The following is a 15796-nucleotide window of genomic DNA, read 5'->3' as shown; positions in this document are numbered from 1 at the left end:
TGCAGAGAGCCCGCGCGGCGTTGGGACCGCGTGGCCCGTCGGCGGCTCTAAGGGTTTTGTGCGATGCGTCAAGCGCGTGTCGTGCGCCGTAACTTTCGGTTAACCATGCTTGCGGCAACCTGCGGGCGATGCGGAAGCTCGCGCCCTTGTTCGGTCTGTCGCTCGCCGGCTGCGTATTCGGCGGGGGCGGGGGGCACGTCCAGGCGCCGCCGCCGCGGCCGATGGGATCGCCGCCGGTCGCGCTGAACCTGCCGACCAGCCGCGACACCCAGGCGTGCTTCGCCGACCTCAGCCGGCAGGAGGTCCGCTACTCGCCGCTGCCCGATCGCGATTTCGGCGGCGGGTGTCAGGTGATCGGCGCGGTGCAGCTCATCGATATCGGTGTGCCGGTCAGCGGGGTGACGGCGATGCGCTGCGGCCTGGCCGAGGAGTTCATCGGCTGGATGCGCAACGCGGTCGCGCCCGCCGCCTATCAGATCCTGGGCAGCCGGCTGGTCCGGGTCGAGACGATGGGCAGCTATGCGTGCCGCAACACCGTCGGCACCGCGACGCTGCGGCTGTCGGGCCACGCCACCGCCAATGCGGTCGACGTGTCGGCATTCGTGCTGGCGGACGGTCGCCGCATTTCGGTGCGGCAGGACTGGCACGACGCCGACGACGCCACGCGCCGCTTCTTCACGATCATCCACGGTTCGGCGTGTAAGCGGTTCGGCACGGTGCTCAGCCCCGATTACAACGCGGCGCATCACGACCATTTGCATCTGGAGGACGATCACAAGGGCTTCTGTCGGTAGGGCTCTTCAAACCGTCATCACTTTGCTCTAACGCCCTCGGATGACGAACGAGACCCGAGTACCGTCGCGCGTGTTTCCGCGTGCCAAGCAGGAAGCCGAACGCGCCAAGGGCGGCATTTCCACTCCCCAGACCGAAAATCCGGCCTATCGCCTCGCCTTCCAGGACATGGACTTCCTGTTGCGCGAGGACCTGCGTCCGGTCCGCTTCCAGCTCGAATTGCTGAAGCCCGAACTGGTGATCGACGAGGCGGGGATCGCCTCGACCTTCGTAATGTACGGCTCCGCGCGCATCCCCTCGCCGGAAAAGGCGCAGGCGGTGCTGGACGCGGCGACCGACGACACGTCGCGCAGGATCGCCGAGAGCCTGGTCGCCAAGTCGAAATATTACGACGTCGCGCGCGAACTCGGCCGGATCGCCAGCCAGTTTCCGCGCGATGGCGACGGCAAGCGGCACTTCGTGGTGTGTTCGGGCGGCGGCCCGTCGATCATGGAAGCGGCCAATCGCGGCGCCGCCGATGTCGGCGAGGAATCGATCGGGCTCAACATCGTGCTGCCCCATGAGCAGGCGCCCAACCCGTACGTCACGCCGCGACTGAGCCTGCAATTCCACTATTTCGCGCTCAGGAAGATGCACTTCCTGCTGCACGCCCGCGCGCTGGCGGCGTTCCCGGGCGGGTTCGGCACGTTCGACGAACTGTTCGAGCTGCTGACGCTGATCCAGACGGGCAAGATCCAGCCGATCCCGGTGCTGCTCTACGGCCGTGCGTTCTGGGACCGGGTGGTCGATTTCCAGGCGCTGGTCGACGAAGGCGTCATCAGCCAGCGCGACCTCGACATCTTCCATTATTGCGAGACGGCGGAGGAAGGCTGGGCGATCGTCCAGGACTTCTACCGCGGTCGCTCGATGGGCACGGGCGAGGCGGAAGCAGTCGCGCATGCCGAGGCGACGCAGGCGGCGCAGGCCGATACGGCGCGGTAGGGTGAGCGACAGGGGACGGCACGAAGTACCGCCGCTTGCCTCGTTAGGGTGGGAACCGGACGCATCGCGCCGGCTGGGGCCGATCGGCATTGGGCATCGGCAAACTGAATGAAGTCGTCACCCCGGCCCTGTGCCGGGGTCCACCGAGCCGCCGGCGCGTCGCTCGATCCTCTGGCGTCGATGAAAGTTGTCGAGTGGACCCCGGCACGAGGCCGGGGTGACGGTCGATGACGGCAATGTCACCGCTACATCGGCTATGGTTGAATCGCACGCCGTGGTCGACGCCAGGCGATCGTGTGGAACGCTCGCATCGCCGGCGACGCACCGGCGATGTCGGACCATCGTATCAGGCGCTACCTCGAAGCGCCCACGCCTGCTTACTTCTTCGCGGCGGGCTCCGTCGAGTTGCCGGCGGCGGGTGCCGCGGCGGTGGTGTTGCCGGTGGCCGGCGGCGTGACCGTCTCGGCCTTGCCGTTGGCGGGGGCGACCTGCGTGCCCGGGGCCGGCGTCGCGCCGGCGGCGGGTGCGGCGGCGCCCTTGGCGGCGGGAGCGGCGACCGGCGCGGGCAGCGGCTTGTTCGATCCCTGCTGGTTCAGATACAGGATCACGTCGGCGCGATCCTTCGGATTCGACAGACCGGCGAAGGTCATCTTGGTGCCCGGCGCGAACTTGCGCGGGCTGGTCAGCCAGCTGTTGAGCTCGTCGAAGCCCCAGCTGCCGCCCTTCGCCTTCAGCGCGTCGGAGAAGGCGAAGCCGCCCTTACCCTGCGCGATCGCTTCGCCGACCGTCGCATAGAGGTTCGGGCCGATCCCGTTGGCGCCGCCCTGGTTGATCGTGTGGCACGCCGCGCACTTCTTGAACACTTCGGCGCCCTTGGCGGCATCGGCGGTCGGGAGCAGGTTGGCGATCGGCACTTCGGCCTCGGCGCCACCGCCCGACCCCTCGTCCACCGCCTCGACCGGGAAGCCTTCCTTGGCCGGCTTCTCGCCGTGATAGAGCATTCCGCCCACGATCGTCAGGCCCAGCGCGGCGAAGCATCCGGCCAGCACCCAGCCCGCGATCGTGTTGGTATTGTCGTTCATGGTTACGGACGTGCCCCTGAAATCAGTGCAGACCCTTTAGTAACGCGAAACGCGAGGGGCAAGCGTGGGATTGGGGGAGAGGATCCAGCCGATTACGGATGCCGTGCTCCTGCGAAAGCAGGAGCCTAGAGCGGCGAAGCGATGCGCTTGGAACCCCGGACTCCTGCTTTCGCAGGAGTACGGCGTCGCCGAACCATATGGCGCAGCCGCGCGCTTGCCTGCCTCGTTCCCTCCCACTAAGCGCGCGCACCATGGAAAATTTCGCCGCTCCCGCGCGCGGGCTCGTCGCCGCGATGACCGAAGCCGCCGCCGCGCAGCCTGAGCGTGCCGTCGCCTTCCAGGGCGCGCCGGGGGCCAACAGCCATGTCGCGGCGCTCGAAGCGTTCCCCGATGGCCTGCCGCTGCCGTGTTTCAGCTTCGACGACGCGATCGATGCGGTGAAGGACGGACGCGCCGACTGCGCGGTGATCCCGATCGAGAACTCGCTGCACGGCCGGGTCGCCGACATCCACTTCCTGCTGCCCGAATCGGGGCTGGTCATCACCGGCGAGCATTTCCTGCCGATCCGATATGCGCTGATGGGGCTGGGGCCGATCGACGGCGTGCGCGAGGCGATGAGCCATCCGCAGGCGCTCGGCCAGTGCCGCCATTGGCTGAAGGCGCGCGGCATCTCGCCGATCGCCTATCCCGACACGGCGGGCGCCGCGGCGATGGTCGCCGAGCTCGCCAATCCGGCGGTCGCGGCGCTGGCGCCGCCGCCTGCCGCCGGCATCTACGGCTTGCAGACCCTGGCGAGCGACATCGCCGATGCCGCGCACAACACGACTCGCTTCGTGACGCTGGCGCGGGGCGATCGGCCGCTGGCGGGCGACGGCCCGTTCATGACCACGATCATCTTCGAGGTGAAGAACGTGCCTGCCGCCTTGTACAAGGCGATGGGCGGCTTTGCGACGAACGGCGTCAACATGACCAAGCTGGAAAGCTACCAGCAGGGCGGCAGCTTCGCCGCGACCGATTTCTATGCCGATGTCGAGGGGCGGCCGGGCGACGCCAATTTCGATCGCGCGCTGGAGGAACTGGGGTTCCACTCGAAATGGATGCGCGTGCTCGGCTCGTATCCGCAGGCGCGCAAGCGCGGCTGACTTTCCTAATCGGGTGTGGTCGTGGCATGGCGGGGCGTGGCCAGAACTTCGCCCCGTTCGATCCCGACGCCGCTCCGGCGTACCCCCGTCAAGTTCGTCAAGTTTGGCGGGCGCGAGCCCCGTACCCTCGTCAATTTCGTCAAGTTTGACCGCCGATGACCCCGCGTATCCTGATCGTCGCCGGCAGCGATTCGGGCGGCGGCGCCGGCATCCAGGCCGACATCAAGACGGTGACGATGCTCGGCGGCCACGCGATGACCGCGATCACCGCGATCACCGCGCAGAATACGCTGGGGGTGCAGGCCGTCCTGCCGATCGCGGCCGACATGGTGATCGCGCAGATCGAATCGGTGGTGAGCGACATCGGCGTCGATGCGGTGAAGATCGGGATGATCGGATCGGCGGCGACGGCGCGGGCGGTGGCGGATGCGCTGGCCGGGCTCGCCGTGCCGATCGTGTTCGATCCGGTGATGGTCGCGACCAGCGGCGACACGTTGGCCGATGCCGATACGATCGCGGCGTTCGCGCGGCTGATGGCGCTGGCGACGGTGGTGACGCCCAACCTGCCCGAGCTGGCAGCGCTCGGCGGCGAGGCGATGGTGCGCGCGCATGGCTGTGCGGTGCTGGTCAAGGGCGGACATGGCGACGGCGAGATGCTGGTCGACCGCCTGGTCGCAGCGAATGGTCGCGAGACGCGCTGGGAATCGCCGCGCATCGCCACCACCAGTACCCACGGCACCGGCTGTACGCTCGCCTCGGCGATCGCGACGGGACTGGGCCATGGCCTGCCGCTCGACGTGGCGGTGGCGCGGGCGCGGACGTTCGTCCGGGTCGCGTTGCATGACGCGCCCGGGCTGGGCGGCGGGCATGGATCGATGGGGCATCAGCGCGTCCGGCAGGACGTCGCCGTCGGGCTCGCCAGCCCCAATCACGTCACGCTGCCGATGACCGACTTCGCCGCGACGCGCGCATTCTACGACCTGCTCGGGCTGACGCGGATCGTCGATGCCGAGCCGCGTTATGCCCGCTACGAAAGCCCTGGCGGCGCGACGCTGTCGATCGAGGCCGCGCACGAACTCGACGGCCGGCCGCTCACGTTTCTCGAATGCGACGATCTCGACGCCGCGGTCGCCCGGCTGCGCGGCGGCGGATATGTCGTGAGCGATCCGGTGGTCGAACCCTGGGCGTGGCGCGAGGCCCGGCTGACCGATCCGTTCGGCAATGCTTTGTGCCTGTACGAGGCTGGCGAGATGCGTCGGTTTCCGCCATGGCGGCTGCCCCATGCCTAGCCTCCGCCACGAGAAGCTGTGCATCGCGCCCGTCGTCGGCGTGGACGAGGCCGGGTGTGCCCCGCTCGCCGGGCCGGTCGTCGCCGCGGCGGTCGTGCTGCCGGCGAAAGGTATCCCGCGCGGGATCGACGATTCGAAGAAGCTGTCGGCGTCCGAGCGCGAGCGGCTGCACGACCGCTTGCGTAAATGCGCGATCGTCGGCGTCGGCATCGTGGAGAATGACGAGATCGACGTGCTCAATATCTATTGGGCGCGAATGAAGGCGATGACGCTGGCGGTCGAGCAATTGTGCGCGACGCTCGGCTGCGATCCTGGGCATGTGCTGGTCGACGGCAACCGCCTGCCGCGCTGGCACTATCCGGCGACCGCGATCGTCAGGGGCGACGGCATCAGCCTGTCGATCGCCGCCGCGTCGATCGTCGCCAAGCATACCCGCGACCGGATCATGATCGCGCACGCCGAATCATATCCGCACTATGGCTGGCAGCGGAACAAGGGCTATCCGGCACCCGAACACCTCCGCGCGCTCAAGGAACACGGCATCACCCCGCTCCATCGGCGCAGTTTCGCGCCGGTCGCGCAAATCGTCCTGCCGCTTTGAGGGCGCACGAGTCTTTTACGCCACACCCCATCCCTTGGGGCTGTGGATAAGTCGCGACTCAATATCTGGGCCGCGTCGCAAAATGTTCCGCTTCGTTAACGGTTTGGCAACCTCGCTCGTTAACTAAGTTTCGCTTGACCGGAGTCCGTCGCTCGCCGCTTTCTGCGCGCGACATTTCGGGGGAGTGGGAAATCGATGGGGGTCATCGAGAAGGTTAGCTGCGCGCCGGTGCTGGTCGACGGTGAAATGCCGCTCGACCGTATCCTGATAGGCGATTGCATCGAGACGATGCGCGCGCTGCCGGCGAAATCGGTCGACCTGATCTTCGCCGATCCGCCCTACAATCTGCAACTCGGCGGCGACCTCAACCGTCCCGACGGCAGCCATGTCGATGCCGTCACCGACGATTGGGACAAGTTCGACAGCCTGGCCGCCTACGACAAATTCACCCGCGAATGGCTGTTCGAGGCCAAACGCATCCTGAAGGACAATGGCGCGATCTGGGTGATCGGCAGCTACCATAACATCTTCAAGGTCGGCGCGGCGATCCAGGACCTGGGCTATTGGATCCTTAACGACATCGTGTGGCGCAAGGCCAACCCGATGCCGAACTTCAAGGGCACGCGCTTCACCAACGCGCACGAGACGTTGATCTGGGCGTCGACCGGCGAGAAGGCGCGCTACACGTTCAACTATCGCAGCATGAAGACGCTGAACGACGAACTCCAGATGCGCTCCGACTGGGAGTTCCCGATCTGCGGCGGGCCGGAGCGGCTGAAGCGGAACGGTGTCAAGGTCCACCCGACCCAGAAGCCCGAGGCGCTGATCTATCGCATCCTGCTGGCGTGCACGAAGCCGGGCGACGTGGTGCTCGACCCGTTCTTCGGGACCGGCACGACGGGCGCGGTCGCGAAGCGACTGGGGCGGCGCTGGATCGGGATCGAGCGCGAGCCTTTCTACATCGAGGCGGCGGAGGAGCGGATCGCTGCCGCGCTGCCGCTCGACGAATCGGCGCTGACGACGATGCAGTCGCCCAAGGCGGCGCCGCGCGTGGCGTTCGGTGCGCTGGTCGAGAACGGTATGCTGACACCGGGCAGCGTGCTGACCGATGCCAAGCGGCGCTGGTCGGCGACGGTCGGCGCGGACGGCTCGCTCAAATCGAGCTGCGGCAATGCCGGGTCGATCCACAAGCTGGGCGCGACCTTGCAGAAGGCGCCGGCGTGCAATGGCTGGACGTTCTGGCATTACGAGGGCGCGGACGGCCTCCAGCCGATCGACGCACTCCGCCAGACCTACCTGCTCGCGACGCAGCCCTGATCCGGTAGCGAAGGCATCCGTCACCGCCTCCCCGGCGCAGGCCGGGGTCCAGCATCGCGACATCGGTTGATCGCGCGTCGCGTTCCATTACTCATGCCTCGCAACTGGGCCCCGGCCTTCGCCGGGGAAGCGAAAGTATGACATGCCGGCCAGCTTCCACCTCCGCCCCGTCCAGTTCGTCGACACGCCGGTCGGTCGCGACGGCGAAGTCGTGCGACTGGCTGGAGGAATGCAGTGGTTCGCCGCCTATGAGGTGATCGTGGACGGCGCGAAGCGGACGGTGCCGATCGCCGAGTTCGCAGCAACCCTCGGCACCAGCGACGAGCGCGCCGCTGCGCTTCACGCCGCGATCACGCGACCCCGCCTGCCGCTCGTCCTGGGCGAACGCACGCTGCGCTTCGAACAGCCGCAGGTCGCGGGCATCCTCAACGTCACGCCCGACAGCTTTTCCGATGGCGGCAAGGGTGGCGATCCGGTCAGCGCCGGGGTCGCGATGGCGGCGGCGGGGGCGGCGCTGATCGACGTCGGCGGCGAATCGACGCGGCCCGGCGCGGCGATCGTGTGGGAAGGCGACGAGATCGCCAGGGTCGAGCCGGTGGTGCGCGGGCTGGCGACCGCGGGCACGCTCGTCTCGATCGACACGCGCAAGGCCGCCGTGATGGAGACGGCGCTGGCGGCGGGGGCGGCCATCGTCAACGACGTCGCGGCCTTGCTGTGGGACGAGCGCGCGCTGGAGGTCGTGGCGAAGGCGGGATGTCCGGTCGTGCTGATGCACTCGCCGCAGCCCGCGAAAGGCCCGCATGACGGCGGCGTCTACGACAACGTGCTGACCGACGTGTTCGACTGGCTGGAGGCGCGTATCGCGGCGGTGGTCGCGGGCGGGGTCGATCGCGCGCGGATCATCGTCGATCCCGGCATCGGCTTCGGCAAATCCTTGCAGGACAACCTTGCGCTGCTCAACGGCCTCGCGCTGTTCCACGGCCTCGGCTGCCCGATCATGCTCGGCGCGAGCCGCAAGCGCATGATCGGCGCGCTGTCGAACGAAGCTCCGGTCGGCGAGCGGCTGGCGGGATCGCTGGCGCTGGCGCTGAAGGGGGCGGAGGCGGGGGTGCAACTCCTTCGCGTTCACGACGTGACGGAAACGATGCAGGCGTTGCGGGTGTGGCGCGGTTTGCGCGATCAGGCGTTGGTGGGCCGGTGACCGACCGTTATTTGGTGCCCGGAACGCGAGTTCGGTACGATGGGCTCGATCATGGCGGACCCGAATACGGCGTAGTGATACATTGCTGGGACAGCGACGAAATCAGCGGCCACGATTGTTATGTCGCGTTTTTCGGCGCGAAGATGCCCATCGGAGTGCCAGCCGAAAAACCCTATGTTCTTCGGTACGCAGCAACCTCGCTAACCGTCGTCGGCTAGGCGTCTGATGCCTTATCAAGCGGCATTATCAATGCCCAGCTCGCCGAGCTTGCGATAGAGCGTCGACCGGCCGATCCCCAGCCGCCGCGCGACTTCGGTCATGCGGCCGCGATAATGGCCGATCGCCAGCCGGATCACGTCAGCCTCGATCTCCTCGAGCGGGCGCATGTTGCCGTCCGGGCGGAACAACGTCACGCCGCCGGAAGTCGCCATCTGGCCGATCGGGGTGGGCATGCGCGCGGTGCCGAGTGCCGCGATCTGCGGGAAGTCGCTGCGCGTCAGCGCGTCGCCCTCGCACAGCACGGCCGCGCGGAACAATGCATTCTGCAACTGGCGGACGTTGCCCGGCCAGTCGTAGCGGCCGAGCAGCGCCAGCGCCTCGTCGGTAATGCCGAGCGGGCGCAGCCCCGGCTGGTCGGCGATCCGCGCCAGCAGGTGCCGCGCCAGCGCCGGGATGTCGCCGGTGCGCTCGCGCAAGGGAGGAATCGTCACCTGGACGACGTTGAGCCGGTAATAGAGGTCCTCGCGGAACCGCCCGGCCTCGACTTCCTCGATCAGCTTCTTGTTGGTCGCCGCGATCACGCGGACGTCGACCTCGCGGGCATGACGCGCGCCGATCGGCTGGATCTCGCCGGATTGCAGCACGCGGAGCAGCTTGACCTGCGCGTCGAGCGGCATCTCGCCGATTTCGTCGAGGAAGATCGTGCCGCCATCGGCATCCTGGAACTTGCCGATCTTGCGCTCGAACGCGCCGGTGAACGCTCCCTTTTCGTGTCCGAACAGCTCGCTTTCGACCAGGTTGGCGGGGATCGCGCCGCAATTGATCGCGACCATCGGCTTCTTGCCGCGCGGGGAGGCGGCATGGATCGCCTCCGCGATGACTTCCTTGCCGACGCCGCTCTCGCCCTCGATCAGGACAGCGACGCGGGCACGGGCGGCCTTGGCGGCGATCGCTAGCGCGGCGCGGAAATCGGGGGCGGCGCCGACGATCTCGTCGAAGCCGAGCAAAGCGGGAATCTTTTCGGTCAGCGGTCGCAGCTCGCCCGCCTCGTCCCCCGCCGCGGCGGTGTCGAGCGCGGCGAGCAAGCGGTCGGCGGCGAACGGCTTGACCAGGAAATCGGTGGCTCCCGCGCGCATCGCCCCGACGGCACGGGCGACCGAACCGTTCGCGGTCAGCATCAGGATCGGCAGCTGCGGCCGGCGTGCGCGAAGTTCGCGGATCAGATCCTCGGCCTCACCTTCCGGTCCGGCGGCGTCGAGCAGGATCGCATCGAGCTGCATCCCGTCCTGCGTGCCCAGCATCGCGATCGCGGTCTCGGCATCGCCGGCAAAGACCGATCGCCAGTCGCGGCGCGCCGCGATCGCCGAAACCAGACGCCGCTGCGCCGGTTCGTCGTCGATTAGCATCAGGAGCCGCTGGCCGTTGCGCGTCATCCCGTCCTCTTGATAAAGCCCCAAGTTGAACGGCGTCGTAACGACGGCAGGTAAAGACCGGCTTAAGCAGGGTTGAGGGTTGCGCGGACGGCAGCTAAAGCCGACGGGAACGGATTTGAACGAGACCATAGAGAGAGCATGCCGATGGCCAATGACACCGACATGAAACCGCACGTGCAGACGTACCATTCGGTGCTCGGCATGCTGAAATACGGTGCGGTCATCTGCGTGTTGATCGGGCTGTTCGTGGTCTGGCTGATCTCCGGCGCCAAGTAACGACGTGAAGATCGCCGCCCTCAAGGAAACCGCCGAGGGCGAACGGCGCGTCGCCGCGACGCCCGAAACCGTCAAGAAATTCGTGGCTCTGGGCGCCGATGTCGCAGTCGAGGCCGGGGCCGGAGCTGGCGCCAGTATCGTCGACGCCGACTACGATGCGGCGGGCGCGACGGTCGGTCCGCGTACCTCGGTCTTGCAGGGCGCGGACATCGTGCTGGGCGTGCAGGGGCCGGATCCAGCGAGCCTGGCCGGAGCCAATCCGGGTGCATGGATCGTGGCGGGGCTTAACCCGTTCGGCGCGCGCGACCGCGTCGATGCCTATGCCGCCGCCGGCTACGAAGCGCTGGCGATGGAATTCATGCCACGCATCACCCGCGCGCAGTCGATGGATATATTGTCGAGCCAGGCCAATCTGGCGGGTTACAAGGCGGTGCTCGACGCCGCGGCCGAATATGGCCGCGCCTTTCCGATGATGATGACCGCGGCAGGTACGGTCAGTGCCGCGAAGTGCTTCGTGATGGGGGTCGGCGTCGCCGGCTTGCAGGCGATCGCGACTGCAAGACGGCTGGGTGCGCAGGTTTCCGCCACCGACGTGCGCAGCGCGACCAAGGAACAGATCCTTTCGCTTGGCGCCAAGCCGGTATTCGTGGAGAACGTCGCCGGGATTGAGGGCGAGGGCTCGGGCGGCTACGCGACCGAAATGAGCGCGGAATATCAGAAGGCGCAGGCCGATCTGGTGTCGAGCCATATCGCCAAACAGGATATCGTCATCACGACCGCGCTGATCCCCGGCCGCCCCGCGCCACGCCTCATCAGCGACGCGCAGGTCGCGAGCATGCGCCCCGGCAGTGTGATCGTCGACCTAGCGGTGGAAGCGGGCGGCAATGTCGAGGGCGCGGTGGCGGGCGACGTGGTCGAGCGCCACGGCGTCAAGATCGTCGGCCACAAGAACGTCGCCAGCCGACTGTCGGCGGATGCCTCCGCACTGTTCGCCCGCAACCTGTTCAACTTCCTCTCGACCTTCTGGGACAAGGAAACGGGCAGACCGGTGCTGGACGAAGAGATCGGCAACGCCGTGAGGCTGACGCAGGATGGTAAGGTCGTGAATCAGCGACTGCTGGGCTGAGGGATTAGCCATGGACTTTATCTCGATTCTGTCGATCTTCGTGCTGGCGTGTTTCGTCGGCTATTACGTCGTGTGGTCGGTGACGCCGGCGCTGCATACGCCGTTGATGGCGGTAACCAACGCGATTTCGTCGGTCATCATCGTCGGGGCGCTGATCGCGGCGGCGGCGGGCGGACTTGGTGGCGCGGGAGCGGTGTCGAAGGGGCTGGGGCTGCTTGCCGTGGTGCTGGCCAGCGTCAACATCTTCGGCGGGTTCGCGGTGACCGCGCGGATGCTCGCAATGTACAAGAAAAAGGATCGGCCGGCGGCCAAGCATTGATTCGTCATCCCGGGCTTGTCCCGGGATCCACTCATCCACTTGCGCCCGACGGCGCGGTGGACCCCGGCACAAGGCCGGGGTGACGGTTGGGGGTTGAATGGAACAGGTAACGATCAATCCCTGGGCGGCACTGGCCTATCTGATCGCGGGGATGTGTTTCATCCTCGCGCTGCGCGGCCTGTCGAGCCCGACCTCGAGCCAGCGCGGCAATCGCTTCGGCATGATCGGCATGACGATTGCCGTGGTCACGACGCTGGTGACCCACGTACCGGGAGTAATCCTCGCTCCGGACGAATTCGGTCGCGGCACCCCCTTTCCTGATTTTCTGACCGTCTTCGAAATCCTTGCTGCCATCGCTATCGGTGCCGCCATCGGCATCGTCACCGCGCGCCGGATCGCGATGACTGCGATGCCGCAGCTGGTCGCGGCGTTCCACTCGCTGGTCGGGCTCGCGGCGGTGCTGGTCGCGGCGGCGGCGTTCCTCAATCCCGGCGCGTTCGGCATCGCCGACCTCGTCACGCCGATGCTCGGCCAGCCGTTCATGGCGATCCATCCGGTCAGCCGAATCGAGATGGGGCTGGGCGTCGCGATCGGTGCGATCACCTTCTCCGGCTCTGTCATCGCGTTCCTGAAGCTCAACGGCAACATGGGCGGCAAGCCGATCCTGCTGCCCGGCCGCCACGTCATCAACTTGGGCGTGCTCGCCGGCATCCTCGCGCTGATCGCATATTTCACACAGGACCAGGCGGCCTGGATCTTCTGGACGATAACGCTGCTCAGCTTCGCGATCGGCTTCCTGCTCATCATTCCGATCGGCGGAGCCGATATGCCGGTCGTGGTGTCGATGCTCAACAGCTATTCGGGCTGGGCGGCGGCGGCGATGGGGTTCACGCTGCACAATAGCGCAATGATTATCACCGGCGCGCTGGTCGGCTCGTCGGGCGCGATCCTGTCCTACATCATGTGCCGCGCGATGAACCGCAGCTTCATCAGCGTGATCGCGGGCGGGTTCGGCGGCGACAGCGGCGGCGGCACCACCGGCGAGGCACGCGAGCAGCGCCCGTGGAAGCGCGGTTCGGCCGAGGACGCCGCCTTTTTGATGCAACAGGCCGACCAGGTCATCATCGTCCCCGGCTACGGCATGGCGGTCAGCCAGGCACAGCACGTGCTGCGCGAGATGGCTGACAAGCTGAAGGAACACGGCGTCCGCGTGAAATATGCGATCCACCCGGTCGCAGGGCGCATGCCGGGGCACATGAACGTCCTGCTCGCCGAAGCGAACGTGCCCTATGACGAAGTGTTCGAGCTCGAGGATATCAATAGCGAGTTTGCCCAGACCGACGTCGCGTTCATCATCGGCGCCAACGACGTGGTCAATCCTGCGGCCAAGACCGACAAGTCCTCGCCGATCTATGGCATGCCGGTGTTCGACGTGAACAAGGCGAAGACCGTGCTGTTCATCAAGCGCTCGATGGGTGGCGTCGGTTATGCCGGGGTCGACAATGACGTCTTCTACCAGGACAATACGATGATGCTGCTTGCCGACGCCAAGAAGATGGTCGAGGAAATCGTCAAGTCACTCGATTGATCGAGGCGCTGTTCTTTCGACGGCTTGAGTCTAGACTGTCACGATCGCTCCGTTTTGGAGGCGATTGCCGTCACATCGGCGTGATCTTACACCTGTTTGATATAGACTGAATTTCGTGACGCGATTCGCTGTGGGGGCGCTGCGTAGCGGGGGAGCGCGACCGACATGCCGAACGACCTGTATCTCGATGCCGACCGTCCGCCGGCGCTGCTGGTCGGCGCCGCGAATGACCGCGAGGTGCTGGCCCAGGCGGTGGCGGCGGCAGGCGGACGAACGGCGGGGTCGGTCGACTGGGCGGACCTGCCCGACGACGGCAACGCGCGGCTGATCGTCGCGGCGCTCGATGCCGTGGCGGAGAATGAGGTGGCACCGGCGTGCGTGGCACTCGCGGCACTGATCGAGGCGACCGATTGCGCGGCGGTCGTGACCTTGCGCCAAGGGCAGATCGATGCGGCGGCGGGCATCCTCCTCGGGAACGGGATCGATCTGCTGTGCGATGCCGACGACGGAGCACTGGCCGGGTCGATCGCCCTTGCGCTGGCACGCCGCGTCGACGTGCTGGCCGACACCGTCCGCGAAGGCGAGGAAGCACGGCTGCGGCGGCTGAACGAGGAAGTCGCGCGGATCGCCAAGCTGCTCGCGCGGCTGAGCGAGGGCGAGCCGCGGGGCTCCGGCGTGGCCGATCGCGTCACCGGCTTCGGCGCGCCACCGCGTGCTGCCGACCCGGTCCGGGCGAGCGATATCCGCAACGTCATCCGCGCGCGCCGCCTGCGCGACCAGCATTTCACCGCGGGATTGTTCGAGGATCCGGCCTGGGACATGCTGCTCGACCTCTATGCCGCCGAGCTGGAGGGCGCGCAGGTATCGGTGTCGAGCTTGTGCATCGCCGCCGCGGTGCCGCCGACCACTGCGCTCCGCTGGATCACCCGCATGACCGAAGCGGGCCTGTTCGAGCGCCGTCCTGACCCGTTCGATCGCCGGCGCGCGTTTCTCGGTCTGACCACGGACTCGCATCAGCGGATGGATCGCCATTTCGCCGCTCTCGCCGCCGCCGGGTTGCCGCTGGGCTGAAGGGTTGCGCGGCTCGTCGGTCGGTGTCAGGGATGGCGAGCCGACGGCATTGCCGCCGGCCTCGTCGGACGGGATCGGCTATGCCGACTCGCCGGCCGCTCTCGGTATAGCGCCGATGGCGCGTCGGCGCGGTCGCTCCGCTCCCCACCTCGGGGGCGTTTAGCTCAGTTGGTAGAGCGCTTCCTTTACACGGAAGATGTCGGCGGTTCGAGCCCGTCAACGCCCACCATGGTCAATGCGGTGAGACGACGCGGCGTCGTACGCCGAAAGGCGCGGCTCCATCGCGACCGTGGTGCGTTTGGACCGAGCTGGAGAGGAGCCGCGGGATGAAAAAGACCTATCACGGCAGCTGTCACTGCAAGGCCGTCACGTTCGAAGCGGATATCGACCTCGATCAGGGCACCGGCAAGTGCAACTGCACGTTCTGCTGGAAGCAGCGGATGTGGAATGCCGGGCAACTCAAGCCGGCCGATTTTCGTCTGTTGTCGGGGGAGGATATGCTCGCCGATTACGGAAAGTCGGGCGAGTGGGGCGAAGGGCATCACCGCTTCTGTTCCAAATGCGGCATCGCGACGCACGGGCACGGCCGGATCGTGCAGATGGGCGATGAGCCTTACGTCTCCGTCCATCTCGCCGCACTCGACGACCTGGCGACCGACGAACTCCTTGCCGCGCCGGTCAACTACATGGACGGGCTCCACGATAATTGGTGGAACGCCCCGGCCGAGACTCGGCAATTATAGATCGAACGATACTCCTCAGAGGTCCCGGATCAGTTTGATCGCGCGGGCGATCCAGGGCGGGTCGTTGACCACTTGCTGGCGTTGCCCGGTGCCGAGCGGGAGGAGGTGGAGGCGATCGCCGTCGCGTCCGAGCAAGCGTCCGAACAGGAAGCGACCGCCGGGGCGCGGGACCAGCACGTCGCGGTTGAGCGCCTGGCCGAACGTCTCGGGCGCGAGCGGATCGCACCAGATCGTGTCACCGGCACGGTAATCCCCCAGGCTGGCGACGACGCCGACCGCGACGGTGCCCCCGGCCGGGCGCGGCGGGGGGATGCGCGTCGCGCGATGGGGCGCTCGGGCGCCCTCGGCGGCGAGGAGGGCGGTGACGGTCAAGTCGGGCTGGTCGGGCAGGGTGACGAGATCGGCGGCCTCCACCCCCAGCGCCTGCGCGATGCGATTGAGCCAGGCGACCGACACGGTGCGGGTACCGGTCTCCAGACGACCGATCGTCTGCGCCGTCGTCGGCGGCGCGCAAGCCTTGGCAACGTCGTCGAGCGTCATGCCCCTGGCGCGGCGGACTTCACGGATGGCGGTAATCAACGCTGTATCCTCTCACCAAATCGGTTCATATCTTTCC

Annotated in this window: 16 protein-coding genes and 1 tRNA gene; 14 read left to right on the top strand and 3 right to left on the bottom strand. The window is 67.2% G+C overall.

All coding sequences use genetic code 11. The features are described 5' to 3' along the window. Positions 1 to 128: 128 nt before the first annotated feature. Entirely contained in the window at positions 129 to 794 is a 666-nt protein-coding gene (locus tag J0I47_RS15435) for an extensin family protein (protein WP_294047826.1), read from the top strand. Positions 795 to 834: 40 nt separating this feature from the next. Then, entirely contained in the window at positions 835 to 1773 is a 939-nt protein-coding gene (locus J0I47_RS15430) for a TIGR00730 family Rossman fold protein (protein ID WP_294047825.1), read from the top strand. 377 nt (positions 1774 to 2150) lie between these two features. On the opposite strand, the gene J0I47_RS15425 is transcribed toward J0I47_RS15430, so the two are convergent. Next, a complete protein-coding gene (locus J0I47_RS15425) occupies positions 2151 to 2855 on the bottom strand; it encodes a cytochrome c family protein (RefSeq protein WP_294047824.1) in 705 nt (234 codons plus the stop codon). A gap of 251 nt (positions 2856 to 3106) precedes the next feature. Between J0I47_RS15425 and J0I47_RS15420 the strand changes: the two genes are divergently transcribed. The 5 genes from J0I47_RS15420 to folP all read left to right on the top strand — a co-directional run bounded on the left by J0I47_RS15420 (position 3107) and on the right by folP (position 8405). After that, positions 3107 to 3997, top strand: coding sequence for a prephenate dehydratase (locus tag J0I47_RS15420; RefSeq protein WP_294047823.1), 891 nt, complete (start codon positions 3107 to 3109; stop codon positions 3995 to 3997). A gap of 155 nt (positions 3998 to 4152) precedes the next feature. Continuing rightward, positions 4153 to 5286 (top strand): bifunctional hydroxymethylpyrimidine kinase/phosphomethylpyrimidine kinase, encoded by a 1134-nt coding sequence (gene thiD, locus J0I47_RS15415; RefSeq protein ID WP_294047822.1) that lies wholly within the window; start codon positions 4153 to 4155, stop codon positions 5284 to 5286. Further along, positions 5279 to 5887 (top strand): ribonuclease HII, encoded by a 609-nt coding sequence (locus J0I47_RS15410; protein WP_294047821.1) that lies wholly within the window; start codon positions 5279 to 5281, stop codon positions 5885 to 5887. The genes thiD and J0I47_RS15410 overlap by 8 nt, the downstream gene beginning before the upstream one ends. 195 nt (positions 5888 to 6082) lie before the next feature. Then, positions 6083 to 7204 (top strand): site-specific DNA-methyltransferase, encoded by a 1122-nt coding sequence (locus J0I47_RS15405; protein WP_294047820.1) that lies wholly within the window; start codon positions 6083 to 6085, stop codon positions 7202 to 7204. A gap of 142 nt (positions 7205 to 7346) precedes the next feature. Beyond that, entirely contained in the window at positions 7347 to 8405 is a 1059-nt protein-coding gene (folP, locus tag J0I47_RS15400) for a dihydropteroate synthase (protein WP_294047819.1), read from the top strand. Positions 8406 to 8638: 233 nt separating this feature from the next. On the opposite strand, the gene J0I47_RS15395 is transcribed toward folP, so the two are convergent. Beyond that, positions 8639 to 10057, bottom strand: coding sequence for a sigma-54 dependent transcriptional regulator (locus tag J0I47_RS15395; protein ID WP_294047818.1), 1419 nt, complete (start codon positions 10055 to 10057; stop codon positions 8639 to 8641). 144 nt (positions 10058 to 10201) lie between these two features. Between J0I47_RS15395 and J0I47_RS15390 the strand changes: the two genes are divergently transcribed. From J0I47_RS15390 to J0I47_RS15360, 7 genes are all read left to right on the top strand, one after another. After that, the gene (locus tag J0I47_RS15390) at positions 10202 to 10333 is read left to right on the top strand and encodes an aa3-type cytochrome c oxidase subunit IV (RefSeq protein WP_294047817.1); all 132 of its coding nucleotides are present in this window, start codon (positions 10202 to 10204) and stop codon (positions 10331 to 10333) included. A gap of 4 nt (positions 10334 to 10337) precedes the next feature. Next, positions 10338 to 11459, top strand: a complete 1122-nt coding sequence (locus J0I47_RS15385) for an NAD(P) transhydrogenase subunit alpha (protein WP_294047816.1) — start codon at positions 10338 to 10340, stop codon at positions 11457 to 11459. 10 nt (positions 11460 to 11469) lie between these two features. Next, the gene (locus J0I47_RS15380) at positions 11470 to 11778 is read left to right on the top strand and encodes an NAD(P) transhydrogenase subunit alpha (RefSeq protein ID WP_294047815.1); all 309 of its coding nucleotides are present in this window, start codon (positions 11470 to 11472) and stop codon (positions 11776 to 11778) included. A 97-nt stretch (positions 11779 to 11875) separates the two neighbouring features. Then, complete coding sequence (locus tag J0I47_RS15375; RefSeq protein ID WP_294047814.1) at positions 11876 to 13366, top strand: NAD(P)(+) transhydrogenase (Re/Si-specific) subunit beta; 1491 nt, start codon at positions 11876 to 11878, stop codon at positions 13364 to 13366. Between the two features lie 165 nt (positions 13367 to 13531). Next, complete coding sequence (locus J0I47_RS15370) at positions 13532 to 14437, top strand: hypothetical protein (protein ID WP_294047813.1); 906 nt, start codon at positions 13532 to 13534, stop codon at positions 14435 to 14437. A gap of 153 nt (positions 14438 to 14590) precedes the next feature. Then, positions 14591 to 14666: transfer RNA gene (locus J0I47_RS15365), tRNA-Val, on the top strand. 97 nt (positions 14667 to 14763) lie between these two features. Further along, complete coding sequence (locus J0I47_RS15360; protein ID WP_294047812.1) at positions 14764 to 15180, top strand: GFA family protein; 417 nt, start codon at positions 14764 to 14766, stop codon at positions 15178 to 15180. A gap of 15 nt (positions 15181 to 15195) precedes the next feature. Here J0I47_RS15360 and J0I47_RS15355 read toward each other — a convergent pair whose 3' ends face one another. Next, on the bottom strand, positions 15196 to 15759 hold the full coding sequence (locus tag J0I47_RS15355; protein WP_294047811.1) for a helix-turn-helix transcriptional regulator: 564 nt from the start codon (positions 15757 to 15759) through the stop codon (positions 15196 to 15198). Positions 15760 to 15796 lie beyond the last annotated feature (37 nt).

It is taken from the genome of Sphingomonas sp., from assembly GCF_017304635.1.
Lineage (GTDB): Bacteria > Pseudomonadota > Alphaproteobacteria > Sphingomonadales > Sphingomonadaceae > Sphingomonas.
This window is presented reverse-complemented; position numbering and strand designations above follow the sequence as displayed.